This is a genomic window from Janthinobacterium sp. YR213, from assembly GCF_900099875.1.
Lineage (GTDB): Bacteria > Pseudomonadota > Gammaproteobacteria > Burkholderiales > Burkholderiaceae_D > Janthinobacterium > Janthinobacterium lividum.
This window is the reverse complement of the sequence record NZ_FNDA01000004.1, coordinates 493,733-520,326: the sequence shown is the minus strand read 5'-3', so window position 1 is coordinate 520,326 and position 26,594 is coordinate 493,733. Positions and strand designations below refer to the sequence as shown.

16 protein-coding genes and 1 pseudogene are annotated in these 26,594 nt (G+C 65.3%); 1 reads left to right on the top strand and 16 read right to left on the bottom strand.

The genetic code is table 11. The annotated features are described in order from the left end of the window. Nucleotides 1-126 precede the first annotated feature (126 nt). From recD to BLT98_RS19975, 5 genes are all read right to left on the bottom strand, one after another. Nucleotides 127-2,085, bottom strand: coding sequence for an exodeoxyribonuclease V subunit alpha (gene recD, locus BLT98_RS19995; protein ID WP_092610795.1), 1,959 nt, complete (start codon nucleotides 2,083-2,085; stop codon nucleotides 127-129). Beyond that, nucleotides 2,075-5,746: an exodeoxyribonuclease V subunit beta gene (gene recB, locus BLT98_RS19990; RefSeq protein WP_092610792.1), complete on the bottom strand. Its 3,672-nt coding sequence runs from the start codon at nucleotides 5,744-5,746 to the stop codon at nucleotides 2,075-2,077. Before recB ends, recD begins: the two co-directional genes overlap by 11 nt. Next, nucleotides 5,743-9,162, bottom strand: a complete 3,420-nt coding sequence (gene recC / locus BLT98_RS19985; protein ID WP_092610789.1) for an exodeoxyribonuclease V subunit gamma — start codon at nucleotides 9,160-9,162, stop codon at nucleotides 5,743-5,745. Before recC ends, recB begins: the two co-directional genes overlap by 4 nt. 75 nt (nucleotides 9,163-9,237) lie before the next feature. Beyond that, complete coding sequence (locus BLT98_RS19980) at nucleotides 9,238-12,276, bottom strand: CHASE domain-containing protein (protein WP_092610786.1); 3,039 nt, start codon at nucleotides 12,274-12,276, stop codon at nucleotides 9,238-9,240. Between the two features lie 143 nt (nucleotides 12,277-12,419). Further along, nucleotides 12,420-13,310, bottom strand: coding sequence for a LysR family transcriptional regulator (locus tag BLT98_RS19975; RefSeq protein WP_092610783.1), 891 nt, complete (start codon nucleotides 13,308-13,310; stop codon nucleotides 12,420-12,422). A 108-nt stretch (nucleotides 13,311-13,418) separates the two neighbouring features. Between BLT98_RS19975 and BLT98_RS19970 the strand changes: the two genes are divergently transcribed. After that, nucleotides 13,419-14,411 carry a cyclase family protein gene (locus tag BLT98_RS19970; RefSeq protein ID WP_070279192.1) on the top strand — a complete coding sequence of 331 codons (993 nt, stop codon included), beginning with the start codon at nucleotides 13,419-13,421 and terminating at the stop codon, nucleotides 14,409-14,411. Nucleotide 14,412: 1 nt separating this feature from the next. On the opposite strand, the gene cobA is transcribed toward BLT98_RS19970, so the two are convergent. From cobA to BLT98_RS19920, 11 genes and pseudogenes are all read right to left on the bottom strand, one after another. Then, nucleotides 14,413-15,183: a uroporphyrinogen-III C-methyltransferase gene (cobA, locus tag BLT98_RS19965; RefSeq protein ID WP_092611146.1), complete on the bottom strand. Its 771-nt coding sequence runs from the start codon at nucleotides 15,181-15,183 to the stop codon at nucleotides 14,413-14,415. A 14-nt stretch (nucleotides 15,184-15,197) separates the two neighbouring features. Beyond that, nucleotides 15,198-16,388 carry a CmpA/NrtA family ABC transporter substrate-binding protein gene (locus tag BLT98_RS19960; RefSeq protein ID WP_092610780.1) on the bottom strand — a complete coding sequence of 397 codons (1,191 nt, stop codon included), beginning with the start codon at nucleotides 16,386-16,388 and terminating at the stop codon, nucleotides 15,198-15,200. A 157-nt stretch (nucleotides 16,389-16,545) separates the two neighbouring features. Further along, nucleotides 16,546-17,184, bottom strand: a complete 639-nt coding sequence (locus BLT98_RS19955) for an ANTAR domain-containing response regulator (protein WP_034777888.1) — start codon at nucleotides 17,182-17,184, stop codon at nucleotides 16,546-16,548. A gap of 75 nt (nucleotides 17,185-17,259) precedes the next feature. After that, nucleotides 17,260-17,451 (bottom strand): annotated as a pseudogene (locus BLT98_RS28880) (methylmalonate-semialdehyde dehydrogenase (CoA acylating)); the annotation flags it as partial. 70 nt (nucleotides 17,452-17,521) lie between these two features. Further along, complete coding sequence (locus tag BLT98_RS19950; RefSeq protein ID WP_092610777.1) at nucleotides 17,522-19,021, bottom strand: CoA-acylating methylmalonate-semialdehyde dehydrogenase; 1,500 nt, start codon at nucleotides 19,019-19,021, stop codon at nucleotides 17,522-17,524. Between the two features lie 10 nt (nucleotides 19,022-19,031). Further along, on the bottom strand, nucleotides 19,032-19,829 hold the full coding sequence (gene iolB / locus BLT98_RS19945; RefSeq protein WP_092610774.1) for a 5-deoxy-glucuronate isomerase: 798 nt from the start codon (nucleotides 19,827-19,829) through the stop codon (nucleotides 19,032-19,034). Continuing rightward, nucleotides 19,826-20,746, bottom strand: a complete 921-nt coding sequence (iolE, locus tag BLT98_RS19940; RefSeq protein ID WP_092610771.1) for a myo-inosose-2 dehydratase — start codon at nucleotides 20,744-20,746, stop codon at nucleotides 19,826-19,828. Before iolE ends, iolB begins: the two co-directional genes overlap by 4 nt. Further along, on the bottom strand, nucleotides 20,743-22,572 hold the full coding sequence (gene iolD, locus BLT98_RS19935) for a 3D-(3,5/4)-trihydroxycyclohexane-1,2-dione acylhydrolase (decyclizing) (protein ID WP_092610768.1): 1,830 nt from the start codon (nucleotides 22,570-22,572) through the stop codon (nucleotides 20,743-20,745). The genes iolE and iolD overlap by 4 nt, the downstream gene beginning before the upstream one ends. Beyond that, entirely contained in the window at nucleotides 22,569-24,515 is a 1,947-nt protein-coding gene (gene iolC / locus BLT98_RS19930) for a bifunctional 5-dehydro-2-deoxygluconokinase/5-dehydro-2-deoxyphosphogluconate aldolase (protein ID WP_092610765.1), read from the bottom strand. The genes iolD and iolC overlap by 4 nt, the downstream gene beginning before the upstream one ends. A gap of 8 nt (nucleotides 24,516-24,523) precedes the next feature. Next, nucleotides 24,524-25,309 (bottom strand): ATP-binding cassette domain-containing protein, encoded by a 786-nt coding sequence (locus BLT98_RS19925; RefSeq protein WP_034777901.1) that lies wholly within the window; start codon nucleotides 25,307-25,309, stop codon nucleotides 24,524-24,526. Nucleotides 25,310-25,312: 3 nt separating this feature from the next. Continuing rightward, nucleotides 25,313-26,482 carry an ABC transporter permease gene (locus BLT98_RS19920; protein WP_034777904.1) on the bottom strand — a complete coding sequence of 390 codons (1,170 nt, stop codon included), beginning with the start codon at nucleotides 26,480-26,482 and terminating at the stop codon, nucleotides 25,313-25,315. Between the last annotated feature and the right edge of the window lie 112 nt (nucleotides 26,483-26,594).

Below are 26,594 nucleotides of genomic sequence, written 5' to 3'. Positions count from 1 at the left end.
AACAGTGCTGTTGCACCGCTTTCTCTACGGAAGCATTTTCACACAAAAATCGGAACAATTTTCATCAATATTCGGAATACAACACATATATTTCCGTGCAGAAACCTATCGAACCCGGTCAACCTATCAGCGGATCAGCCCCCTCAAGCCGCTGGCCCGCTGCGTGCGGCGCAGGATCGCGTCGAACAGCACGGCCTGCGTGGGCGAGACGAGGGTAAAGAAGTCGCGCGCGCGCGTGATGCCCGTGTAGACCAGTTCACGCGCCAGCATGGCGCCGCCTTCCTGCGGCAGCACCAGCACCGTGTGGCGAAATTCCGAGCCCTGCGATTTATGCACCGTCATGGCGAACGCCGTCTCCACGTGGCGCAGGCGCGTGGCCAGCACGCTGCGCACATTCTCGCCCTCCAAAAAATACACGCGCAGGGAGCCGGGCCGCGCAGGATCGCGCAAGGTCAAGCCGATATCGCCATTGAACACGCCGGTGCCGTAGTCGTTGCGCGTGACCATCACGGGACGGCCCACATACCATTCGCTGCGGCGTATCAAGCCATCCTTTTCCAGCCGCAGTTCGATGGCCGTGTTCAGGCCCGCCACGCCCCACTCGCCTTCGCGCACGGCGCACAGGATGCGGAACGATTCAAAACTGTGCAGCACGGCGCGCACCCAGTCGTCATGCTGCGCGTAGCCTTCGCCGCCCGCATTCACCAGCGCCAGGTAAGGCTGGTAGCCGCCCGGTGCGTCGGCGCGTCCGCGCAAGGCCAGGCGCAGCACGTCTTCCTGCTGCGCCGGCACGCTCCACGCCAGCTGGCCGCCGCTGTCGCCGGCGAAGCACGCTTTGGCCAGATCGGGCCTGCCGCCATTCACGGCCAGCGCCAGCTCGCCGATCGGACCGCTGAAGCGGTGGCTGTGGCGCAGCATCACCGTCTGCTGCGCCAGCGCGCCGGCGGCACCGGCAAAATCGGCGGGTATGGCCACGCCGCTGGCCGCCTGCGCGTACGTGATGGTGGCGTCCGTGTAGCCGCCCGCCTGCGCGTCGTGGCACAAGTCGCCCAGCACGGCGCCCGCTTCCACGGACGCCAGTTGGTCCTTGTCGCCGAGCAGTATCAGGATCGCCGTGGACGGCAAGGCATCGAGCACGCTGGCCATCATCTCCAGGTGCACCATCGACGCTTCATCGACGATCAGCACGTCGACGTCGAGCGGATTGCCCGCGTGATGGGCAAAGGCGCGCGTATCGGGCCGCGCACCCAGCAAACTATGCAGGGTGCGGGCCGCGCCCATGCGCCGCGCCAGTTCCTGCAGGGGCAAGGCATCGCCCGCCTTCGCCGCCAAGCCTTCCAGCGCCTTGTCGATCGACTGTTTCAGGCGAGCGGCCGCCTTGCCCGTCGGCGCGGCCAGCGCGATGCGCAGCTGCTCCGGCTGCGGCGAGACGGCAAACAGCAGGGTCAAAAGGCTCGCCACCGTGTACGTCTTACCCGTCCCCGGCCCGCCCGTGATGATGGCCACCTTGCCGCGCAGGGCGATCGCGCACGCCACTTTTTGCCAGTCCGGGCCACCATCCTGCGCGGGCTGGTCGAACAGGATGTCGAGCCATTGCCGCACCTGCGCCAGCGGGGGATCAGTCAAATCCTGTGCGCGGAGGGCGATTTTCTCGCCCACCAGGCTTTCGTCGCGCCAGTAACGGCGCAGATACAAACGGTCGCCATCGAGCACCAGCGGCTGGCGCACATCGGCCGCACCGACCTGCCACACCTGCGGCGCGCCGGCCAGCAGCGCGCGCCAGCCATCGACGCTGTCCGGCAGCGGACCGGAGACGGCCAGCACGGCATGCCATAGCTCCTCGCTCCAGCCCAGCAACTGCGACGGTTCGCCAGCCAGGTCAGCCAGCATCAAACAACTGTGCCCCCGTCCTTCCAGCTCGGACAGCACCACGCACGCCACGGCCACGGCCGGCGCATGCGGCGCATTCTCGTCCAGGCTGGCGATGAAGCGGGCAAAGGCGGCACTCAGGCGGCGCAGATGGCCATCCTCGGCGACGCCGTCGACATAGGCAAACAAATCGTTCATCTGTGCGTCATGCTGCATGGTGTTCCGTTTCTTCTAACAGTTGATCGAGGCCGTCCAGCAATTCCAGCTGCGGCGCCAGCCAGTAGCAGCCATGCGTATCCGCATTCGCGATGCCGCGCAAGAACAGGAAAATGGCGCCACCCAGGTGCTCAGCCGCATCGTAGGCATCACCGAGCCGGCTTTTCAGCAACCGGTGCAGGGCCAGCATGTAGATGGCGCCCTGGATATCGTAGCGGTGCTGCGCCATGCCGGCGGCCAGCGCCTGCGTGTGATAGGCACCGTCGTTGGCGCCCAGCGCATTCGACTTGTAGTCGAGCACCCAGTAGCGGCCATCCCGTTCGATGACCAGGTCGGCAAAGCCTTTCAGCATGCCGTGCAGCTGGCGCCGCGGCAGCACGGGACGCGGCGCGCCATCGAGCAGCAAGCGCGTGCACAGCTGGTCGAGCGCCCCCGTGGACAGATGCTCGCTGGGGAACCAGAACTCCATCTCGGACAGGGTGCTATCGAGCTGCGACAGCGACGCATCGAGCAGCGGCAGCGGCGTGAGGGCGATTTCCCTGAGCCAGGCGATGGCATCTTCCTGGCGATGGCCCCAGCCGGCCCGCTCGCAGCGCGCGGCCAGGCGCGTGTCAAAGTGCGCCTCGTGGACGCTGTCAAAACCTTCGCTGCCCATCCACTCGAGCTGCTCGTGCAGGAAATTGCCGGGCACGGAGCCGCGCGGGAAGCGGTGCCATGGCGCGTCGCCCATGTGCATCGGCGAAGTCACGGCGACAGCCGTGCCATCTTCCAGCAGGGTTTCCTCCAGCGCCCGTTGCGGCACGTGCGCGGCCGCCACGGCACCGATCTGGCGCGTCAGCGACGTAAAGCTGCCCACCGACCAGTCGCGCTCGAACTCGCCCACGAACACGGGCGCGGGACGCAGCTCGGGGCGCCGCTCGACCCGGTCCAGCACCGTGCAGGCATCGGGCTGCGCCAAAGAAGCCACGTAGATGGCGTCGCAGTCATCCGCCACCTGCTGCCAGCGCAGCAGCAGCTGGTCAAACGGCAGCTTGTCGCCGCCCGTCAGCAGGTAGCCGAGCGCCGATTCGTGCAAGGTATTCTCGCCCGCCTTGCGCGCCGCCTGGGCGGCCACGCCCAGCCACAGGAAGTGGCGCGCGCGCGTCAGCGCCACGTACAGCAGGCGCAAGTCTTCCTCGATGCGCGCCTCTTCGACCGCCGCCATGGCCTCGTCGGACAAGGACAGGTCGAGGCGGCGTTCACCTTTTTCATCCGCATAGTCGAAGAAGCTGCGGTTGCGCTTATCCACCTTGCGCGCCGTGACGGCAAACGGTAAATAGACCAGCGGGTATTCGAGTCCCTTGGATTTGTGCACGGTGATGACCTTGACCAGCTCCGCATCGCTTTCCAGGCGCAGCACGCGCTCGTCGCCGCCCTCGCCTTCGCCGGCGATCTGCTCGGCCAGCCAGCGTATCAGCGCCTGCTCGCCATCGAGCTGGCGGCTGGCCGATTGCAGCAGTTCAGCCAGGTGCAGCAGATTCGTCAGCCGCCGCTCGCCGCCCGTCTGCTGCAGCAGCATGGCCGGCAATTGCAGTTCGTGGATGAAGCGGCGCAGCATGGCCAGCACGCCCTGGCGCTGCCAGATCAGGTGCAGGGCCTTCAACTGCTCGACCCTGCGTTCCCATTCCAGTTCATCGCTGGAGAGGCGCGCCAGCTCGCCCAGCGACAGGCCGATGGTGCGCGTGGCAAAGGCGGCGCGCGCCAGTCCCCCGTCGAGGGGATTGGCCAGCGCCGCCAGCCAGCGCAGCACGTCTTGCGCTTCCTCGCTGTCGACGACGGAATCCTTGTCGGACAGGTAGACGCTGGCGACCCGGCGGCGCGCCAGCGCGCGGCGGATAGCGGCCGCTTCCTTGCGGTCGCGCACGAGGATGGCGACGTCGGCCGGCTGCAGGCGCGTAAAACCGTCGGGGCCATCGAAGCCCGCCTGCGGGTCGCCCAGCATGGCGACGACGTGCTCGGCGCAGTGCTGCGCGAAATACTCGCGGTAGCTGTCGCCGCGCAGCCCTTCATCGCTGGCGCAGGCGGCCAGCAGCGCCGGCAGCGGGCCGCCGGCATTCACCAGGTATTCGGCGCGCCCCTTGGCATCGACGGCTTCGAACGGCAGCGGATTCTCGCCATTTTTCCGGTAACGGAAGGCACCAAGCGGCACTTCGGCGCGCTCGGCGTGCAGGAACAGCTGGTTGACGGCCGCCACAAGGGGCGCCGTCGAGCGGTAGTTGGTGCCCAGCTGGTAATGGCGTCCCGTCGTCGCGCGCCGCGCCGCCAGGTAGCTCTGAATGTCGGCGCCGCGAAAGCCGTAGATCGACTGTTTCGGGTCGCCGATCAGGAACAGGCCCAGGGCCGGGTCGTTGTCGGCAATGCGGTACAGCAGATTGAAAATCTGGTACTGGGCGGGCGCCGTATCCTGGAATTCATCGACCATGGCCAGCGGATACTGGTCGATGATGCGCTGGCGCAGGGCCGTGCCATTCTTACCGGCCAGCGCGTCGTGCAGGCGCTGCAGCATGTCGGCAAAGCCGAACTGGCGCGACTGGCGTTTTAACTGGTCCATGCGCCGCGCGATGGCCGCCGCCGCATGCAGGTGCAGCTTGTGCGCCAGCGGCGTGAGGCCCGACAGCGCGATGCCCAGCCCTTCCGTATGCTCGAAGCACTCGGGCACCTGCGCCGTGAAACTCTTGGCAAACGCATCCTCGATGCCGAACGGCGTCAATCTCTCCCACGCCTTGGCCGTGATGGCCGGCTGCAGCAGCAGCGGGTCTTGCGCCCAGCGGCGCAAGCCATCGAACCACTTCGCCAGGTTCTCCGGCTTCATCTTGACGCCGTTAAAACACTTGGGATTGGCGGCGCGGTGGTCGTTGATCCAGGCGGCCATCTGGTCCACGCGCTCGACCCAGCCCGCCTTCAGGGTGGCCAGCTGCGCGGCCAGCGCCCGCTGTTCGCGCGCGATCAGCGCGGACAACGGTTCCTCGTCCGCCATGCCCATGATGTCCGCGCGGCGCGCCAGCTCGCGCGCACCCTTCTTCAGCGCCCCCACGTCGGGCCAGCAGGCCAGCAGCACGTCGAGCGCCTGCGGCGGCAAGGGATAGACTTGCTGGCGCCAGTAATCGTGGGCCGCATCCTCGAACAGGGCTTGCTCGTCGCTGACCAGTTCTTCGTCGAACAGGCTGCCGCTGTCGAACGCGTGCTCGCGCAGCATGCGCTGGCACCAGGCGTCGATGGTGAAAATGGCCGCTTCATCCATCGTCTCGGCGGCCAGCATCAGCCGGTGCGCGGCCTTTTGCCGTTCGCTCTCGTCCGGATAGGACTCGAGCAAGGCGTCGAGAAAGGGGTCGCTGCCGCCGGATTCAATGCCAAATTCGTGGCGAAAATAGGCGGCCGCCTCGATCAGGCGCTCGCGCACGCGGTTCGACAATTCGCGCGTGGCGGCGCGGGTAAACGTCATCACGAGGATGTCGGCCGGCAGCAAGGGTCGCGTAAAACGGCTGTCGTCGTCACCATGCCCCAGCACGAGCCGCACGTACAGCGCGGCGATGGTCCAGGTCTTGCCCGTGCCGGCCGACGCTTCGATCAGGCGCGAGCCGTGCAGCGGGAACGCCAGGGGGTTGAGCAGATGGCTCGTCATGGTTCTTCTCCCGCGCCGTCTGCGGGCGCGCTGATAGGGTCGATCGTGATGTGTTCCTGCAGCCAGTCGGCCAGCGGGCCATACAGCTCACGCGTGCAGTCTTCCCAGGCTTCTTCCGCGGCCAATGCGGAAAACTCGGGCCACAGGCGCGCCAGGCACAGCTCTTCGCGCTCGCCGGAGACTTCAAAGCCGCCGTCGTAGACGGCGCGCGGGTCGCCCTGCTGCACCAGCGCGAGGCCCGTCTTGCAGGCCGTCGGCAGCGGATGGTTCATGCCTTCGCGCCACAGCGCCAGCAAGGTGGCCAGCGCATCGCGCGACGTAGCCGGATCGAGCGGCGCCATGCTGACGATGGCGTCGCGCGCCACCAGGTAGCCGGTGACGGGGAAACCGAGGGCAGCGGCGGCCAGCTGGCGCAGCCACATCAGCATCAGCTTGTCGCCGCGCGCCAGGCCGCCCTTGTCCGTCACCTTCGAGGAAATCTGCATCAGCCAGGCCGTGTCCCGCCCGTTGCTGCACAATTTGTCGAGCCAGTCGTCGATCTGCAGCTCGCCAAACGGCAAATTGATGGCGCGCTTCTCGGCCGCGTACGGGAACGAGGCGCGCAGGGACAGCCACGCGCTGCGCACGGGCACCAGCGCCTCGACCAATTGCGCCTGCACTTGCCGGCCGATCAGACCGATGGGCAGCACGCCTTCGCGCGCCAGCTTTTCCGCGCGCGCTTCCAGGCTGGCGCGCACGTCATCGAGCGCTTCGACGGCGCCGCCGTCGTCCAGCATGGTGTCTTCCAGCAGATAGCGCTCGAGCGCATTCAGGCCGAACGGCTCTTCATCCTCGCCCAGCATGGCCGCATCGGCGAAATACACGCTCAAGCGGCGGCGGAAAAAGTATTTGACGGGCTGGCGCAAAAAGCTGGCCAGCTCACCCAGTTTCAGCCGCGTGCCGGGATCGAGCTCGTAAGGGCCAAGCGCCAGTTCCTCGGCCTGCGCATCCGCATCGGCATGCGCCACGCGCCATTCGCGCGCGTAAGTCAGCAAGCCATCGGCCTCGAAATAGCGGCGGCTGAACGGCTGCAGCGCGTGCTCGGTGGTGAGCGATACAAGGTGCCGGTCCAGCGACCAGCCGGCGGCCAGGTAGTCGCGCAGCTGCGACACCAGCACGGACGGCGGCTGCTCGGAATTGTCGCGCACATTGCGCCCCACCCAGCTCACGTACAGCTTGTCGCGCGCGGCCAGCAAGGCTTCGAGCATCAAATAGCGGTCATCGTCCCGGCGCGAGCGGTCGCCCGGGCGCGCCATGCCGGGCAGCGCCAGCAGGTCGAAATCGGCCTTCTGCGCGCGGCGCGGGAAATCGCCATCGTTCATGCCCAGCAGGCAGACGACGCGGAACGGCACGGCGCGCATCGGCATCAGGGTACAAAACGTGACGCCGCCGGAGACGAATTGATGGTTCAGGGTCGGCTCGTCCAACGCGCCCAGCCACGCCACGCGCAGCACGGACAGCGGCACCTGTTCGACAAAGCCCGCATGCTCGCAGGTTTCCAGCCAGCCCTGCAATGCGCCTTCCAGCTGCGCCAGGGTCAAACGGTCGCCCTCGTCGTCAGCATCAAAGAAGGCGGCCAGCAGCGCGCGCGCCTGCACGCCCCACTCCGCTGGCGTGCAGGCGCCTGCAAGCAAGGTGCGCCAGTGCAGCAGCGCCTCGACCAGCTGCGCCAAGGACCCCGCCAGCGCCGCATCGAGGCCGCCCACTTCCGCATACGGCTCGATACCGCCAAAGCTGGCGCCACTGCCGCTGGCATAGCCGAGCAGCATGCGCCGCACGCCGAAGATCCACGCATTCTGCTCGCCGGCCGCGCCCAGCCCCAGGCCGGCGCGGTGTTCCTGGTCCAGGCCCCAGCGCACGCCGGCCCCTTCGATCCACGCGCCCAGGGTGGCCAGGTCGTCCGGCTGCAGGCCAAAGCGGGCGGCAAGCGCCGGCACATCGAGCAAGTCGCGCACTTCGCTCTGGCGGCAGCGCTGCTGCGGCAGCTGCAGCAGCCACTCGAGCGCGACGAGCAGCGGGTTGACGCTGCGGTCCTTCACGTCGCCGATCTCGAACGGGATGAAGCGCTCGTCATTGCGCCGGTACTGGCCGAAGACGGCGTGGATGGCAGCCGTGAAAGTGTCGATGTCGGGCACCATCACCACCGCGTCGCGCGGGCGCAAGCCCGTCTGGGCGCTGTGCGCGAACATGGCCAGCAGCTGGTCGTGCAGCACTTCCACTTCGCGCTGCACGCTGTGCGCCACGTGGAATTCGATCGAGCGGTCGCCTGGCTCGGGCGGCACCTGCTCATGCTCGGCCAGCGGGCGCAGTTCGCGGATGGCCACCTGCACCTGCTGCAGCAGGGTCTCGCCCGTTTCCTCGCCAAACAGGTCGATGCGCAGGCTGTCGTCGCGACCCTCGGCTTGCGCGTGTTCGTCGAATTCATCGAGCATGCGGATGAAATCGCGCCCTTGCCTGCCCCAGCTGGCCAGCAGCGGGTGGCTGTGCGCATGCAGTTCTTCCAGCGGAATTTGCGCCAGGTCGGTGCCGTTGCGCTGCCGCTGGCGCTTGTTTTGCGCGCGCAGCAAGTCGCGCCCGTCGATGATGTCGCCCCAGTAAAACTGGCACGGATTGGGCACGGCCAGCACCACCTGCGTGTGGCGCGCCAGCGCGGCCAGCGCCTGCAAGGTCTGGTACGGCAAGGCCGACACGCCAAACAGCACGACACGTCGCGGCAGCTTGCCGGCAGGCGCATCGCCGGCGGCGATCGCTGCCAGGAAGGCGTCGTGGATGTCGGCGCGGCCCGTGTCGCGCTCGAACGCCTCGACGTCGGCCGCCACGGCGCGCCACAACTGCGCCTGCCAGCGCTGGTCTTCCTTCAATGCGATGGATACAGCGCGCGCCGTGCGCAACTGGTCGCGCCCGGCCGCCCAATCGGCCAGCCAGTCGGCGCGGTAGACCTGGTACTGGTCGAACAAGTCGGCCAGCCGCTCGGCCAGCTGCAGCCGGCGCTCGCTGTCGCCATCGGCAAGGAAGTAGCGCAGCGGCGCAAACACGGGGTCGGCCAGCAGCGAGGGCAACAGACGCATCAAACGCCACGTCAGCGGGGACTTGTCGAACGGCGACACGCGCGGGACTCTTTCGCGCCCCAGCATCCCCCGGTAGCTTTCCCATAGCAGGCGCGCCGGCAGCGCGATGCGCGTGGCGGCGCACACGCCCATCTCCTCGGCCAGGGCGATCTTCAGCCACTCGGCCACGCCGTTTGACTGCACCAGGAAGATATCCGTTTCCAGGGGCGCCAGCGGATGCTGGCGCAGCCACTGGAAGACGGCGGCGCGCAGCTGTTCCAGCTGGTTGCCATGCAGGATGAGGAGGCCGGGCGTAACGGGAGTATGCATGCTGATCCGATGGGTTGCCGCGCCTCCGGCCGGGTGGCCAGAGACGTCAAAGGCATATTATCGCCGCTGCTTGCGTCAGGGGGCGTCGCTGGCGGAAAATTCCACTGAAATTTGTTCTGCCACCTGCGCCAGCGCCGGTCCGAGCGCCGTCAGCAAAGCGCGCGCCTGCTGCAGGTCGCCGCCCAGGCGCAAGCCTTCGATCGACGTGCACAGGCCCGCAAAGGCATGCGCGCCCACGGCCAGCGCCGACGATTTGCTGCGGTGGCCCAGGTCGGCGAGGCGCCCCAGGTCTTCCAGCGCCATGGCCTGCTCCATTTCGGCGATGCCGTCGCGCGCCGTGTCGAGAAACAGCTGGGTGTACTTGCGCATCTTCACGGCGTCATTGCTGAACGTGAGCGCCAGCGTGGCCAGGTCGAGGATGGCCGTGTCGCGCAATTCCGGCGAAGCGGCCGATGGCGGCGCTTTCGGCGCCGCCGCCGGCCTCTCGCCCGCGCGCGCATGGCCGATGCCGCCAATGCCTCCACGCAGGCGGAACCATTTCGCCAGCAGGTGAAACAGCAGATTCGGGGCGATCGGCTTGGTCACGAATTCGTCCATGCCCGCCGCCAGGCAGCGGGCGCGGTCTTCGCTGCCCGCATTGGCCGTCATGGCGATCACCAGCAGGCCGGCAAGCTGCGGATCGGCGCGGATGCGGCGCGTCGCCTCGAAGCCGTCCATTTCCGGCATCTGCACGTCCATCAGCACGCAGTCATAGCGCTGGTGGGCCAGCAATTCCAGCGCCTCGCGACCATTGCAGGCGACGCAGACCGTGGCGCCGGCGTCTTCCAGCAATTCGCAGCCTACCTGCTGGCTGAAGACGTTATCTTCCACCAGCAGGATGGACGCGCCGCGTATCACTCCCAGCACTTCCGGCTCCACTTCGGCGATGCGCTCGTCACTGGCCTGCGTGCTTTTCTCCAGGCGCGCCGTGAACCAGAAGGTGCTGCCCAGGCCAGGCTGGCTGTACACGCCCACCTTGCCGCCCATGAGCTCCACCAGCTGCTTGCTGATCACCAGTCCCAGGCCGCTGCCGCCATACTTGCGCGTGGTCGACGGGTCCGCCTGGTGGAAGGAGCGGAACAGCTGCGCCACCTCTTCCTGGTTCATGCCGATGCCCCGGTCCTGCACTTCGAAGCGCAGCATGCTGTGGCTGCCCCGCTCCTCGGACTGGCGCACGCGCACGAAGATGCTGCCATTGTCGGAAAACTTGATGGCGTTGCTGGCCAGGTTCAGCAAGACCTGCTCCAGGCGCAGCGGGTCGCCACGCCAGCGCTGCGTCAGTTCCGGCGCGATATCGAACTGCAGTGCCAGGCCCTTGACGGCGGCCGCATCGCCGAGCTGGCTGGCGATGTTCGCCAGCAGGGTGTCGAGACGGAAATCCAGCACTTCCAGTTCCAGCTTGCCCGCCTCGATCTTGGAAAAATCGAGGATGTCGTTGATCAGGCCCAGCAAATGCTGGCCCGAATGGAAGATTTTCTGCAGATAGTCGCGCTGGCGCGCGTCGGCTACCGATTTCAGCGCCAGGTGCGCCATGCCGATGATGCTGTTCATCGGCGTGCGGATTTCATGGCTCATGTTCGACAGGAAGTCGCTCTTGGCCTGGCTGGCCGCGTCGGCCTGCTCCTTCAGCCGGTGCAGCTCCGTCACGTCGGTGGACAGACCGATCAGGCCCGTGACGGGACCGGGCAAGCCCAGCGGCACCTTCACGCTCCACAGGTGGTGCACCTGCCCTTGCGCATCGACGAAGCGCTCCTCGCCGACGAACTTGGCGCCGCTGTCGAACACCTGGCGCTCCGTGCGCTGCGCGGATGCCGCCGCATCACCGAGCATCAATTCTCCATCCTGGCGGCCGATCAGCTGCTCCGCCGAACGGCCCAGTATCTTCGCCGTGCGCGCATTCACGTAGCGGTAGCGCAGGTCGGCATCCTTCATGTAGACGTAGGCGTCGACGCTGTCGAGCACCGTATCGAGCAGGGTGCGCTGCGCCACCGCGTTGCGGCGCGAGCGGTACAAGGTAAAGATATAGCCATAAATAAGCAGGGTGCCGGCCACGCCGACGGCCAGCGCCAGCCATGGAAAATAGCGGTCGAAGGGGCTGTACAGCTCCGCCTTGCGCACGCGGAAATGGGCTTTCCACAGGCCGCCCTGGTACGCCACCGGCAGCACCTGGTCGAAATAGTCGGCATCGCTGCCCGGTTGCGGCGGCGGGGCCATCAGGTCGCCACCGTCGTTGAACAGCAGGCGGTCCTGCGGCGTGATGCGCCAGACGCCGTCGGCAGGCGGCGCCTCGGCGGCGCTGTACAGGGTCAGGTGCAGCGGTTCCAGGGCGCTGCGTTCGAGTGCGCTGTGCACCAGCTGCGCCACGCCAAAGCCGATGCCGACGGATCCCTGATAGGCGGCGCGGCGCTCGGCCACGCTGCCTTGCGGCATGCCATTGCGGTACACGGGCAGGCGCATGCCCAGGCCCACGTGCGCGGGCGGTCCCTTGATCATGATCACCTGGCCCGACGCGCCGACCTCGCCGCTGTCGCGCGCCTGCGCCAGGGCCTGCGCCACCAGCGGGTTGGCGCCGATATCGACGCCCATGCGTTCGGCCAGCAGGGAGTCGGGTTCCAGGTAAGTGAGCACCGCGTATTCCGGCCGCTCGCCGGGCGGTCGGATGGTGAATGCGGGATAGCCGCGCGGCGCCAGGCTGGTGTCCTTGCGCACAGCCTCGATGAAGGCGGCGCGCTGCGCCGACGGGACGGCCACCGCGTAATTGACCGATTCGATGGCAGGGAACTGGCGCGCGATATCGAGGCCGGCCACGTAATCGTGGAACTGGCGGCGCGTCAGGTGCTCGCTGGTGCGGAACAGGGCTTCGAGGCCGCGCAGCAGGTCGGAATAGCTTTTTACGCGCGTGGCCAGGCTATGCTGGGCGCCATGCGTGAGATTGTCGAAACGCTGTTCGGCGTCGTCATTGACCGTGCGCGCCGCACCCGCATACAGGGCGCCGCCCACCGCCAATGCCAGCAGCAAGCCACCCGCCCAGATCCTGATGCCTGATCCCGCCCCGCCCTTGCTCAAAGTGTGCATTGTCAATCGCTTATTCCGGTTTCCTCGAATGTGCGGCGCTCCGGCCACCCAGCAAGTACGAGGATACTATCAAAGCTCCTGCCAGACGCGCTTGTGCAAGAAAAAAAGCGCGCATGATGGTTGCACTGGAAAACAACGCGCGCTTAAGCCTCCCGCAACTCACCGGCCAGGAAGTCGCAAAAGGCGCGCACCTTTTCCTGCACATGGCGTCCGTCGGGCATCAAGGCATACACGCCGCGCCTGGCCATGCCGTGCGACGGCAGCACGCGCACCAGGGCGCCGCTGGCCAGCAGCGGCGCGGCGACGAACGACGGCAGCGCGCCCACGCCGATGCCCGCCACCAGCATGTCGGCCAGCAGCAGGCTGCTGTCGGCGGAAAAGCGCACAGGCAGGACGATGCTGCTGCTCCCTTCCGGTCCGGCCAGCTGCCAGATGCCGGGGCTGTCGGCCAGGCGGTAAGCCAGGCAATCGTGGCCGTGCAAATCCTGCGCCTGACGGGGCGTGCCACGCCGCGCCAGGTAGGCGGGCGCCGCGCAAATCATCTGTTCGACGTCGCCCAGGCGGCGCGCCACCAGGGTCGAATCGGCCAGCGCGGCGCGGATGCGCAGCGACACGTCATAGCCCTCGCCCACCACGTCGCGCAGGCGGTCGTCCAGGGTCATTTCGATTTTGACTTCCGGATAGCGGGCCATGAACACCGGCAGCAGCGGCGACAGCACCTTCAGGCCAAACGACAGCGGTGCATTCACGCGCAGCCGCCCCGCCACCTTGCCGGCGCAACCGCGCGTGGCCAGTTCCAGCGCATCGATTTCATCGAGCAGGCGGCAGCATTCCAGATAGTAGGCGCGCCCGCCGTCCGACAAACTCATGCGCCGCGTCGTGCGCACCAGCAGCACGGTCGCCAGATGCGCCTCCAGCTGGCGCACCTGCTTGCTGATGGCCGCCGCCGACTGGTTCAGGTCCAGCGCCGCCTTGCTGAAGCTGTCGCGCTCGACCACCTTGCGAAACACGCGCATGTGCGCCAGGACATCCATGATTCTTTCCTTATGGTTGAATATCTTATTATTTTATCGCTGATTATCAATGAGCCAGAAAATAATATGATGGCGGCTTCTTCATTCATGTCACGCAAGGAGTACCCCATGTTCAAACCATCCGCCACCCTGACCACCGTGCTGCTGGCGCTGCTGGCCGGCACAGTGCAGGCCGCCCCGGCCGCCGCCCTGCCGGAAGTGGGCATCAGCCCCTGGGGGCCGAAAGACGAGATCGGCCGCCTGAACCTGATGACACCGGCCTCGCGCGCCGCCATCCTGGCGCGCATCGACGGCGGCAAGAGCTACGACCTGGCCGTCGATTTCTATGTCGGCATGCCCAGCTGGCAGGCGGCCGGCGATCCGCCCTACCAGATGTGGATGACGCACACGCCGAAGGGCAACGTGGTGGCCGACTCGATGAACGTGGGCGAACAGATGAACCGCCACGTCAGTTATACGGGCTCGGCCGTGTCCATGTATGCGCACATGGGCACGCATATCGACGCCCTCAATCACTTTGGCCTGAACGGCAAGATCTGGAATGGTTTTACGGAAGAGCAATACCTGGGCGACCGGGGCTGGACCGTGACGGGGGCCGAAAAACTGCCGCCCATCGTCGCGCGCGGCGTGCTGATCGACGTGGCCGTGGCCAAGGGATTGCAACAGCTGCCCGACAATTACCGGGTCACGCGGCAAGACTTGCGCGCGGCGCTGGCAAAACAGAAGGTCACGCTGGAAAAAGGCGACGTGGTGCTGATACGCACGGGCCGCATGCAGCACTATGAGCAGGCGCAAGCGTACATGGCCAATCCCCCCGGCCTGTCGCTGGACGCGGCAAAATTCCTCGTAGAAGATGGCGGCGCCATGGTGGTCGGTGCGGACAACCTCAGTTTCGAAGCGTTTCCGTCCGAAGTGGCCGGCAATTACCTACCCGTGCACACCTATCTGCTGGCGCAGCAGGGCACGCCCATCCTGGAACTGGTCGACCTGGAAGCGCTGTCGCGCGACAGGGTCTACCAGTTTGCCTTCATCGGCGCTTCATTGAAATTCCGTGGCGGCGACGCGGCCCCCATCCGTCCCGTGGCGCTGCCGATCCGCTAAATCACACGGTCGCGGCCAGCAAGCCCTGTGCGCCATGGTCATCCCAGGCATCGGCGCAGCGCACCACCTCTCCCACGACGATGATGCTGGGGCTGCCCAGGCCGCTGGCCAGCAAGTCGGCAGGCAAGGCTTGCAAGGTACTCAGCAGCTGGCGCTGCGCCGGCAAGCTGGCCGATTGCACCACGGCCACGGGCGTGCCTGGCGCCATGCCGCCGGCCAGCAAGCCCGCCTGGATGGCGGCCACCCTAGCCACGCCCATGTAGATGACGAGGGTGAGCTTGCTCTGCGCCAATGCCGCCCAGTTCGGCTCGGACGCGCTATCCTTGCCATGGCCTGTGACGAAAATGGCGCCCTGGCTCCAGCCGCGGTGCGTCAGCGGCACGCCGATGCTGGAAGGCGCGGCCAGGCCGCTGCTGATGCCAGGGATCACTTCGACGGCCACGCCGTGGCTGCGCAGGTAGGCGCGCTCTTCGCCGCCGCGCCCGAACAGATAGGGGTCGCCCCCTTTCAAGCGCACCACGTGCAGGCCGGCGCGGGCTTCGGCCAGCATCAGGCGTTCGATGAAGGCTTGCGGCGTGGAAGCACAGCCGCCCCGCTTGCCCACCTCGACCACGCGCACGCCGGGCGCCGCATGCGCGAGGATGGCCGGGTTGACGAGATCGTCGATCAGCACCACGTCGGCCCGCGCGATGGCCTTCACCGCCTTGATGGTCAACAGGTCCGGGTCGCCGGGACCGGCGCCGACCAAAGTCACGCTTCCTTGTTGTGCCATGATGAAATCTCCCATTAAAAAAAGTGGCCGATGGCAAACGATGCCGCGTACGCTTCCGGCGCGCTGCCGTCCCACACGACGCCGTCGCACAGGGTCGAGCTGCGCAGCGGCGAAGCGGGCAAGGGCGTGGCCGTCATTTCCGCCGCCTGGCGGTACAGGTCGATACGGTTGACTTGCCTTGCCACGGCCAGGTAATCGGGTTCGTCGCGCAGCAGGCCCCAGCGCCGGTGCTGGGTCATGAACCACATGCCGTCGGACAGATAGGGAAAATTGACGGCGCCGGCGCCATAAAACCTTAAACCGTGCGCCTCGTCCCAGGTCTTGCCCAGGCCATCCTGATAATGGCCGAGAATGCGTGGCGCCAGCGTTTCCTGCGGCGTATTCAAGTAAGCGGGTTCGGCCAGAATGGCAGCCATGGCCAGCCGGTTGGCATCGCTGGCGTCGATCCAGCGCCCCGCCTCGAGCACGGCGGCGATCAGGGCGCGGCAGCTGTTCGGATGCTGCTGCGCAAACGCGGCGCTGGTGCCCAGCACCTTGCCCGGATGGTCGGGCCAGATGGCGCCGCTGGTGGTGGCTGTCACGCCGACGCCATCGACGATGGCCTTGTAGCCCCACGGTTCCCCGGCGCAAAAGCCATCCATCTGGCCCGCGCGCAAGGCGGCCACCATCTGCGACGGCGGCACCGTCATCACGCGCGCGTCGCGCAGCGGGTCGATTCCATGCGCAGCCAGCCAGTATTGCAGCAGCATCGCGTGGTTGCCGGTCGGGAAAGTATGCGCAAACGCAAATGGCCGCGCCGCGCCGCGCATATGCCGCGCCAGTGTGGCGCCATCGTGGGCGCCATCGCGCGCCAGCGCCGCCGACAGGGTGACGGCCTGGCCGCTGTGATTGAGGTTCATCAGCACGGCCATGTCGTGCTGTTGTCCGCCGATGCCCATCTGCACGCCATACACGAGGCCATACAACACGTGGGCAACGTCGAGTTCGCCGCTATTCAATTTGTCGCGCACGCCAGCCCACGACATCTCGCGGCTCAGTTCGATCTTGATGCCGTATTTTTCATCCAGGCCCAGCTTTGACGCCATCACCAGCGAGGCGCAATCGGCCAGCGGCAGGTAGCCGATGCGTATCGTCTGTTTTTCCGGCTGCAGGGACCGCATCACCTGGGCACCATGTCCCGCCTCTTTGCCCGCTTGCTCTGTCATACCATTCCTTGCTGATAAGTACTGTTTTTCCGCGCCACCGTGGGCAAGGCTCTCCCCTTCCAGCAGCAAGGACCGTGCCTGTGCACGTCCCGTCCAGGGAGGCTGGAAACGCACCGGAATGGTGCGCTGCACCAGCATGTATCAGGAAATGGACGATTCATCCCAGCAAGTCCTCCACGTCGAGGATACGCTGGGCAATTTCCGCCAGTTTGAGTTTCTTGTTCATGGCCATGCTGCGCAAGCGCTGGTAAGCCTGCTCTTCCGTCAAGCCGTGATGCGTCATCAACAGGCCCTTGGCCCGCTCGATCACCTTGCGCTCGAGCAGCTTGTGCCGCGTGTCGAGCAATTCGGCGCGCAATTTTTCTTCCTGCCGAAAGCGCGCCAGAGCCACGTTCAGCACGGGTTGAATGCGCTCGGCCTGCAAGCCGGCCACGATATAGGCGGACACGCCGGCCGCCATGGCCGCGTCAATGCTGGCCGTGGCGCCGTCTTCGGTAAAGAGGACGATGGGGCGGCGCTCATCACGCGTGGCGATGACGATGTGTTCGAGTACGTCGCGCGCATCCGATTCGGCGTCAATGATGATGAGGTCGGGCTGCAACTGGGCGATACGTTCGGGAAGGTAGAGGTCGGCTGGCAGGGAGGCGACGATGTCATACCCCGATTCAAGCAAACCGATGCGCAAGGCGTTGCCGCGCTGCACTTGGGCCGCCAATGCCGCATTCTCGTGCACGCCGTGCTCGACAATAGTGTTGACGACAACGATGCGCAATGGCTGGGTACGGCTGGACGTCATGGAGGGCTATCTGCAATGGCTAAACAATTAACCATTGCAGTAAGCAAGAAGCGAACCAGATAGCGCTAGGGCCAATTACTTCAGGGTCGGCATGGCAAATTCGGCACCGGCAGCCGTGGAAGCAGGCCAGCGCTGCGTCACGGCCTTCTGCTTCGTGTAGAACCGCACGGATTCCGGACCATGCGCGTGGTGGTCGCCGAACAGGCTGCGTTTCCAGCCGCCGAAGCTGTGGAAAGCCATCGGCACGGGGATCGGCACGTTGACGCCCTGCTTTTCCCATCCCTCCCCACCTGCACGCGGTGCATGTGCTCGCACCCGACGTGCAGTTTGGATGGGCTTATTTCAATGTCGGCATGGCAAATTCGGCGCCGGCGGCCGTGGAAGCGGGCCAGCGCTGCGTCACCGCCTTCTGCTTCGTGTAGAAACGCACGGATTCCGGACCATGCGCGTGGTGGTCGCCGAACAGGCTGCGCTTCCAGCCGCCGAAGCTGTGGAAAGCCATCGGCACGGGGATCGGCACGTTCACGCCCACCATGCCCACCTGCACCCGGTGCGTGTATTCGCGCGCCGTGTTGCCGTCGCGCGTATAAATGGCCGTGCCGTTGCCGTACTCGTGCGCGTTGACGAGGTCCAGCGCCGTGGCGAAATCGGGCACGCGCACGATGCACAGCACGGGGCCGAAGATTTCCTCCTTGTAGATCGTCATCTCGGGCGTGACATGGTCGAACAGGCTGCCGCCGAGGAAAAAGCCGTTTTCGTAGCCTGGCAACACGAAACCGCGCCCGTCACTGACCAGCTTGGCGCCTTCCTTGACGCCCGTGGCGATATAGCCGGCGATCTTCTCCTTGTGCACTTGCGTCACCACAGGCCCCATTTCCGCTGTTAAATCCATGCCCTGCGTGATCTTGAGGGCGGCGATGCGCGGCACCAGCGCCTCGACCAGCTGGTCCGCCACATTGCCCACCGCTACCACCACGGAAATGGCCATGCAGCGCTCGCCCGCCGAACCGAAGGCGGCGCCCATCAGGGCATCGACGGTTTGCGGAATGTCCGCATCCGGCATGACCACCATGTGGTTTTTCGCGCCGCCCAGCGCCTGCACGCGCTTGCCCTGCGCGCAGCCGGTGGCGTAGATATATTCGGCGATCGGCGTGGAACCGACAAAGCTGACGGCGCGCACGTCCGGGTGATGCAACAAGCCATCGACGGCTTCCTTGTCGCCCTGCACCACGTTGAAGACGCCATCGGGCAAACCCGCATCCGTCAACAGCTGCGCCAGCAGCAGGCTGGCCGACGGGTCGCGTTCCGACGGCTTTAATACGAAGGTATTGCCGCAGGCAATTGCCATCGGGAACATCCACATCGGCACCATCACGGGAAAATTGAAGGGCGTGATGCCGACGCAGACGCCGAGCGCCTGGCGGATGGACCAGGCGTCGATGCCGCCGGCCACCTGCTCCGAATACTCCCCCTTCATCATTTGCGGGATGCCGCAGGCAAATTCCACCACTTCGATGCCGCGCGTCACTTCCCCTTTGGCATCCGTGAACACTTTGCCGTGCTCTGCCGTGATAAGGGCGGCCAACTGGTCCGAGTGCTCTTCCAGCAATTCCTTGAACTTGAACATCACGCGGGCGCGGCGCAGGGGCGAGGTTTGCGACCAGGCGGGAAACGCCGCATGGGCGGCGGCCACGGCCGCGTTCAATTCGGAAGGCGTCGCCAGCGCCACCTTCGCCGTCACGGCGCCCGTGGCAGGATTGAAGACGTCGCTCGTGCGCTCGGAGCGCGAAGCCATCGGGTTGCCACCGATAAAGTGGCCAATCTGTTGCGTTGTCATTGGAGTTCCTTTATTTGCTATTCATCAGCCACTCATGGGCCGGGTCATTTTTAAAGTGCCACACGCGTTTCGGGCCGGCCATCACGTTCAGGTAATACCCATCGTAGCCATACGGCACGGTCACGGGGTGGTAGCCCCTGGGCACCATCACCACGTCGTGGTTTTCCACGGCCATGGCTTCATCGATGGAACGGTCATCCGTGTAGACCCGCTGGAAGGCAAATCCCTGTTCCGGGTTCAGGCGGTGGTAATAGGTTTCCTCGAGCGAACTTTCCAGCGGCACATTGTCGCTGTCGTGTTTATGCGGCGGATAGCTCGACGAATGACCGGATGGCGTCACCACCTCCACCACCAGCAAGCCGTCGGCCTCGGCCGTCTGCGGCAGGATGTCGCACACATAACGCGTGTTGGCACCCTTGCCGCGTACGGAGCGCATCATGGACGATGGCTCGATCAGGCGTGCCTGACGCTGGGTCGTGGCCGGTGCGCTGCACAGGGCCACTTCCGCGTTGCTCACGGCCGTGATGCTGACCTTGGTTTCCAATGGGACATACACGGCATACGGCGAGCGGTCCTCGAAGACGCTTTGGCGCTTGCCGATCTCGCGCCATTCCTGCCCGTCCGCCTTGACGGTGACCGTGCCCGTCAGCACGACGATGCACAGTTCGCGGCTGCCTGTCTCCAGGTTCAATGACTCGCCCGCTTGAAGCCGGTGCGCGGCAAAGCCCACATGCGTCCAGCCGGCCGACTCGGGCGTCACCTCGACGATGGCGGAACCCGACCGGGCCTTCACCAGCAGCGGGCTCATGCCGCCTCCCGGCCCAGGCGGGGAATGGCATCGACCAGGCGTGCCAGGTAATCGTGGCCCATCTTCGCATATTCGTAGCTGGGCGCGACGGCCGGGTCTTGCTCCGCTTCCACCACCAGCCAGCCTTCGTAGCCGTGCAAATATAAACGCGTGAGGATGGCCGGGAAGTCGATGCTGCCGTCGCCCGGCACGCTGAAGGCGCCATTGATGACGGCCTGCAAGAAACTCCAGTGGCCATTGCGGGCCAGTTTCACCACATTCGGGCGCACGTCCTTGCAATGCACGTGGCAAATGCGATCGATATGTTTATTCAGCACTGCCAGCGCATCGCCGCCGGCAAAGGTGATGTGGCCCGTGTCGAACAGCAAGCCGACCTCGGGTCCCGTCAAGGCCATCAATTGGTCCACATCGGCCGGCGTTTCCACGTAAGCGCCCATGTGATGGTGATAGGCCAGGCGTACTCCATGCGCCAGCAGGTGGGCGGCAAAGGCCGTCAATTTGTTTGCATATTCCTGCCATTGCTGCTGCGACTGGAAACGGGGGCGCTTATACAGGGCGCGCGCTTCGCCCTGGATGGCGTCGGCCACTTCGCCGTAGACCATCACGGTGGCGTCGCTGTCCGCCAGCAAACGCAGATGCGATGCCACAGCGGCGATCTCTTCCTCGACCGAGCGGTGCGCCAGGCGTCCCGAATACCAGCCGGAAACACACGCCAGGCCATACTTGCCCAGCACGGCGTTCAAGGCAGGGGCATCTTTCGGAAACTTGTTGCCCAGCTCAAAGCCCACGTAGCCGATCTCGGCGCCTTCCTTGAGGGCCGTTTCCAGCGGGGTTTCTCCCCCCAGCGACGGCAAATCGTCGTTCATCCACGAGATCGGGTTGATGCCGATCTTCACATTCCATGTCGGTGCGTTCATTTTTGTTGTCCTTGGCGGTCAAGTTCATAACGGGCGCGCGCAAGCTGCACGCCGGGCTGGGTGGAGACCTCGGGCACGGCCACTTCCCACCAGCAACCACCCTCTTCGGTCGTGCGCGTGTCGTCCGTATCGATGCAGATCAGATAGGTACGCGTAGCGGCGCGGGCGCGCAGCATCGCCTGTTCCAGTTCGGCAATCGAGCCCACATGTTCGGACAGCGCGCCCAGCGATTGCGCATGCAGGGCAAAGTCAATATGCGGCGCGCTATCGGGCAACATATTGTTGAACGAAGCATTGCCGCACGCCTGCTGTAGGCGGTTGATGCAGCCATAGCCCCGATTGTCGAGCACGACGATGATGAGTTTTTTATCGAGCATGACGGAAGTGGCGATTTCCGAATTCATCATCAGGTAGCTGCCGTCGCCCACCATGACGATGACCTCCGCTTCCGGTTTTGCCATCTTGACGCCGAGGCCGCCGGCGATTTCATAGCCCATGCACGAATAGCCGTATTCCATGTGGTAGCCGCCTGGCGTCGACGTGCGCCACAGCTTGTGCAGTTCGGCCGGCAGAGTCCCCGCCGCGCAAACGACGATGTCGCGGCTGGTGGAATCGGGAGCGGAACGCTGCACGGCGCCGATGACTTCGCCGTCGTACGGCAAGCCGGCCACCTCGCGCTTGCCGGTGATGGCAGCCACCGTCGCGCGCCAGGCGTTGCCCGCCTGCTGCGCGCGGTCCATCCATTGCCCTGCGCTGTTCCAGCTGCCGAGCAGCCGCGACAGGCCTTGCAAGCCCAGCGTTGCGTCCGCCTGCAAGCCCAGGCCACGACGTTTCAGCACGTCAAAACTGTTGACGTTCAAGCTGACCAGCTGCGCCTGCGCAAACAGGGAATTCGAGCCGGTGGTGAAATCCTGCAGGCGCGTGCCGATGGCCAGCACCACGTCCGCATCCGCCGCCAGCGCGTTCGCGGCAGGCGAGCCCGTCACGCCGATGGCGCCCAGCTGCAGCGGATGGTCCCACGGCAAGGCGCTCTTGCCCGCCTGGGTTTCCGACACGGGAATGCCATGGCGCTCGGCAAACGCCTGCAAGGCGGCGCTGGCCTGGCCGTACAGCACGCCGCCGCCAGCCACGATCAGCGGCTGCTTGGCGTTTTTCAACAGCGACACCGCTTCTTCCAGCTCCTGCTCGACAGGCGGCAAGGCGCGGAAACGCACGACTCTCGGTTCGAAAAAGCTGGCAGGATAGTCATACGCCATGGTCTGCACGTCTTGCGGCAAAGATAAAGTGACGGGGCCGCAGGCGGCCGGGTCCGTCAAGGCGGCGATGGCACGCGGCAAGGCGGTGAGCAATTGCTCCGGATAGACGATGCGGTCGAAATAACGCGATAAAGGTTTGAAGGCATCATTCACCGAGACGCTGCCGTCCGAGGCATCTTCCAGCTGCTGCAGCACGGGATCGGGCGCGCGCGAGACGAATACGTCGCCGGGCAGCAAGAGCACGGGCAAGCGGTTCACGTGCGCCAGGGCGGCGGCCGTCAGCAAGTTGGTGGCGCCGGGACCGATGGAACTGGTGACCGCCATCATGCGCCGGCGCATGTGCGCTTTTGCGTAAGCGATGGCCGAGTGCGCCATCGCCTGCTCGTTGTGGGCGCGATAAGTCGGGAAACTGTCACGGTACTGGTACAGCGCCTCGCCCAGTCCCGCCACGTTGCCGTGGCCAAAGATGGCGAAGGCGCCGCCGAACAAAGGTTCGCCCCCTGCCACCCGCAAGGCGGCCAGATAGCGCACCAGCGCCTGCGCCATAGTCAATCTGATCGTGGCGCTCATGCTGCACGCTCCAGGCGGTTGCGCGTACGCTGCCACAGGGCGATAAGCTGCTCGAAGTTGGCGCGCACTGCGGCGATCAGGCCCGCATCGTCGAGTTCGCCCGCCAGCCAGCGGCGGCTCGGTTCCTGGAAGATGGTGCGGCCCACCATGAAGCCGCGGCACGTCGTGCTGGCACTGGCTTGCTCAAAACTGTCGGCCAGGGCGGCAATCGGCGCGTTCAAACCCAGCAGGACGACGCCACGGCAATACGGATCGCGCTCATGCACGAGGGCATCGATGGATTGCCATTGTTGGGCAGACATACTTTCCAGCTTCCACCATTCCGGGTAAATGCCCAGGTTGTACAGGCGCTTGACGGCACGCAAGACCGTGTCGTCGCGGTGCGGCAAGGCTTCCGACGGTATCACTTCCAGCAACAGTTCGTGACCGCTCACTTGCGCCGCGTCGTACAGGCCCTTGATCTGCGCTTCCTGTTCCAGGCGGTTTTCCACGGCATCGTCCGGGTGCAGCTGCACCAGACATTTGATCACATGTTCCTTGGGCCAGCTGAGCAGATGCGAGCCGATGGAACGGCCCCAGTCGAATTGCAGCGGGTTTGATCCCGGCAATTCCACGGGACGGCCGATCCACCAGCCACGTCCCGTCGCATCATTGAGGGCATCGACGCCATAGCGACCATCGATCAGCACGCCAGTCTTGCCGGCCAGCTGCAAGGCCGTTTCCGTCTGCGCGACGGCTTGCACCATCAATTGCTTCAGGGCCGCAATGGCGGACTCGGGTGCGCCCGTCTGTTGCGCCAGCTCAAAGAATTGCGTGCGGTGGTCAAAGGCAAACACGCACAACTCATTCCACTCCTTGCGCGCTACCGTCGTGCGGTGCAGACGGGACAAGGTCGCGTCCTGGTCCGGCTGCGTCAGTTTGGCCGCGTTGGCCAGGAAATAGTCGAGCTCGACGGGCGAAGGCATGGCCGGCGCGCAGCCGTGGCGCGACACGACCAGGGCGCCGCAACCGTTCGCGTAGCGGCAGCACGCTTCGTAATCCTCGCCGCGCAGCCAGCCTTTCAGAAAGCCCGAGAGAAACGCGTCGCCCGCGCCCAGCACGTTCAGCACTTCCACGCGCACGCCACGGTAGTTATACGCGTCATCGAGGCTGTGCGGCACCACATTGTCGATGACGGCGCTGCCCAGCGGCCCGCGCTTGACGACGAGGGTCGCCAGGGTGGCGGACCGCACGGCGCGCAGGGACGCCATGATGTCGGCGCCGCCACCGGCGATCATGAATTCCTCTTCCGTGCCGACGATCAAGTCGAACTGCGGCAAGATGCTTTGCAGATGTTTGGTGACGCCTTCGTTCGAGACGAAACGCGTTTCGCCGTCCGCCTTGCCCGACAAGCCCCACAGCACGGGCCGGTAATCGATGTCGAGCACGGTGCGCACGTTGCTGGCGCGGGCCAATGTAAGGGCCTGCGTGCTGACGGCGTGCATGGCGGCCGTGGAGAAATGCGTGCCAGTGATCAACAGCGCCTTGCTCGATCCAATGAAGGCCGCATCCACCGAAGATGCTTCGATGGCCATGTCGGCGCAATTTTCACGGTAAAAAATCAGCGGAAACGTGTTTTTATCCTTGATGCCCAGCATCACCAGGGCCGTCAGGCGGTCGCGGTCGATGCCGACATGGCTGACGTCGCAACCCTCCTGCGACAAGGTGTCGGTGAGGAAACGCCCCATGTGATCGTCGCCCACCTTCGACAGCATGGCGGACTTCAAGCCCAGGCGCGCCGTGCCGAAGGCGATGTTCGCCGACGAGCCGCCCAGGTATTTGGCAAAGCTGGTCGCGTCTTCCAGGGTGCTGCCGATCTGCTGCGCGTACAGGTCCACCGCCAGGCGGCCCAGGCAGATCACGTCCAGCGCCCGCCCCTGGGCAAATTGTGTGGAATTATTCATGGCTATCCTTAAATCGTGACACCGTCGAGTTCACTCATCAGCGTTTGCATTTCCGCACCGCCCGCCATCATGTCCAGCAAGGCATCCTTGGTCACCGTATCCTTGGTGAAGGTGCCCAGCGACTTGCCCCGGTTCAACAAAGTGAACGAGTCGCCGACCGGATACGCATGGTGCACATTATGCGTAATAAAGATCACGGAAATGCCCCGCTCGCGCGCCTTGTAAATCAGTTTCAATACATTGAACGATTGCTTGACGCCCAGGGCCGCCGTCGGCTCGTCGAGGATCAGCACGCGGGCGCCGAAATGGATGGCGCGGGCGATGGCCAGGCACTGCTTTTCGCCGCCCGACATGGTGCCGATGGCCTGGTGCGGGTCGCGCACCATGATGCCCATCTCGGCCAGCTTGTCGCGCGCCGTGTCGGCCGCATAGTCGATATCCATCACGGGCACCAGGCCCAGCAGCTTTTTCATCGGCTCGCGGCCCATGAAGAAATTGCGCGCCACGGACAGCAGCGGCACCAGCGCCAGATCCTGGTAGACGGTGGCCACGCCCATGTCCAGCGCTTCGCTGGGCGAATTGAAGACGACGGGCTTGCCATCGACCAGGTATTGGCCATCGGTCGGTTTGTGCACACCGGCCAGGGTCTTGATCAAAGTCGACTTGCCGGCGCCGTTGTCGCCCAGCAAACAATGAACCTCCCCCTCGCGCAAGCGCATGGTGATGTTTTGCAGGGCCAGCACGGAGCCGAAACGCTTGCTGACATTTTCCAGGGCAAGAATATGCTCGCTCATGATTTATCTCGCTTCCGTGACGCGTGAGCGTACAAAGTTATTGAACAGCACCGCGATCAGCAGCATCACGCCGAGGAACACGCGGAACCAGTCCGAATTGATGTTGGTATAAGTGATGCCGATCTGCACCACGCCGAAGATCAGCGCGCCGAAGCAGGCGCCGACGACGGAACCGTAGCCGCCCGTCAGCAAGGCGCCGCCGATCACGGCCGCGATGATGGCTTCAAATTCCTTTTGCATGCCGCGGTCGGCGGCGGCCGAACCCACGTCGCATACTTGCAAGGTGGCAAACAGGCAGGCACAGAAGGCCGTGAAGACGAACAGCGAGATCTTGACCTTGCGCACCGGCACGCCCACGTTCTTGGCCGCGTTGGCGTCGCCGCCCACGGCAAACATCCAGTTGCCGAAGCGGGTACGCGACAACACGAATGCGGCGCCGGCAGCCAGCACCAGCCACCAGGCGATGACTTTCGGAATGCCCTTCACCAGCGGCGAGCCGTCGTCGAGCACGGCGATCCAGCCATGCGCGCCCATCCACTGGAACAGGCCCGTCGCCACATTGCCGTGGAACAGCAGGCTGGCCAGCCAGTCCTGCGCCGCCAGGTCGCCCACGCCGCTGACGATGGTGCGGTTGGCAAACATGATCGACAGGGCCAGCGTCAGGCCGCGCAGGATGAACAGGAACGCCAGGGTAACGATGAACGATGGCAAGCGCGTCTTGATGACGATGTAGCCGTTCAGCCAGCCCAGCGCCATGGAACCGGCAAAGGCGAACAGGATGGCGGCCCACAATGGCCAGTGGAAATAGATCGTCGGAATGGCGATCATCATGCCGGCAAAGCCGATCATGGAACCGATCGACAGATCGAATTCACCGGCGATCATCAACAGGCAGGCGCCGATGGCGATGATGCCCAGGTAGGACGCCACTTGCATCCAATTGACGACGCCATCGAGATTGAACATGCCGGAATCGCCGGCCGTGATGACGAAGAAGGCAAACACGAGCACCGCGCCGGAAATCGAGGCGAATTCGGGGCGGCCAAAAAACCGTTTGACCCAGCTGGTCGTGCCCACGCGCTCGTCGGCGGCGGCAACTGGCTTGCTGGAGGCGCCGGGAGGCGGAGGAGGATACTTGCCGGGGCTAGCCAGGCTGGATTTGAGCGCAGTCATACGATGTCCTTTCAGTGATACTTGTTACCAATTCCAATTACTTTCCTGCCAGCATCGCTGGCGCCAGGCGTGTTCCTCCCATGCGCCGCCCGCGGGAGGCGGTGCGGCGCTG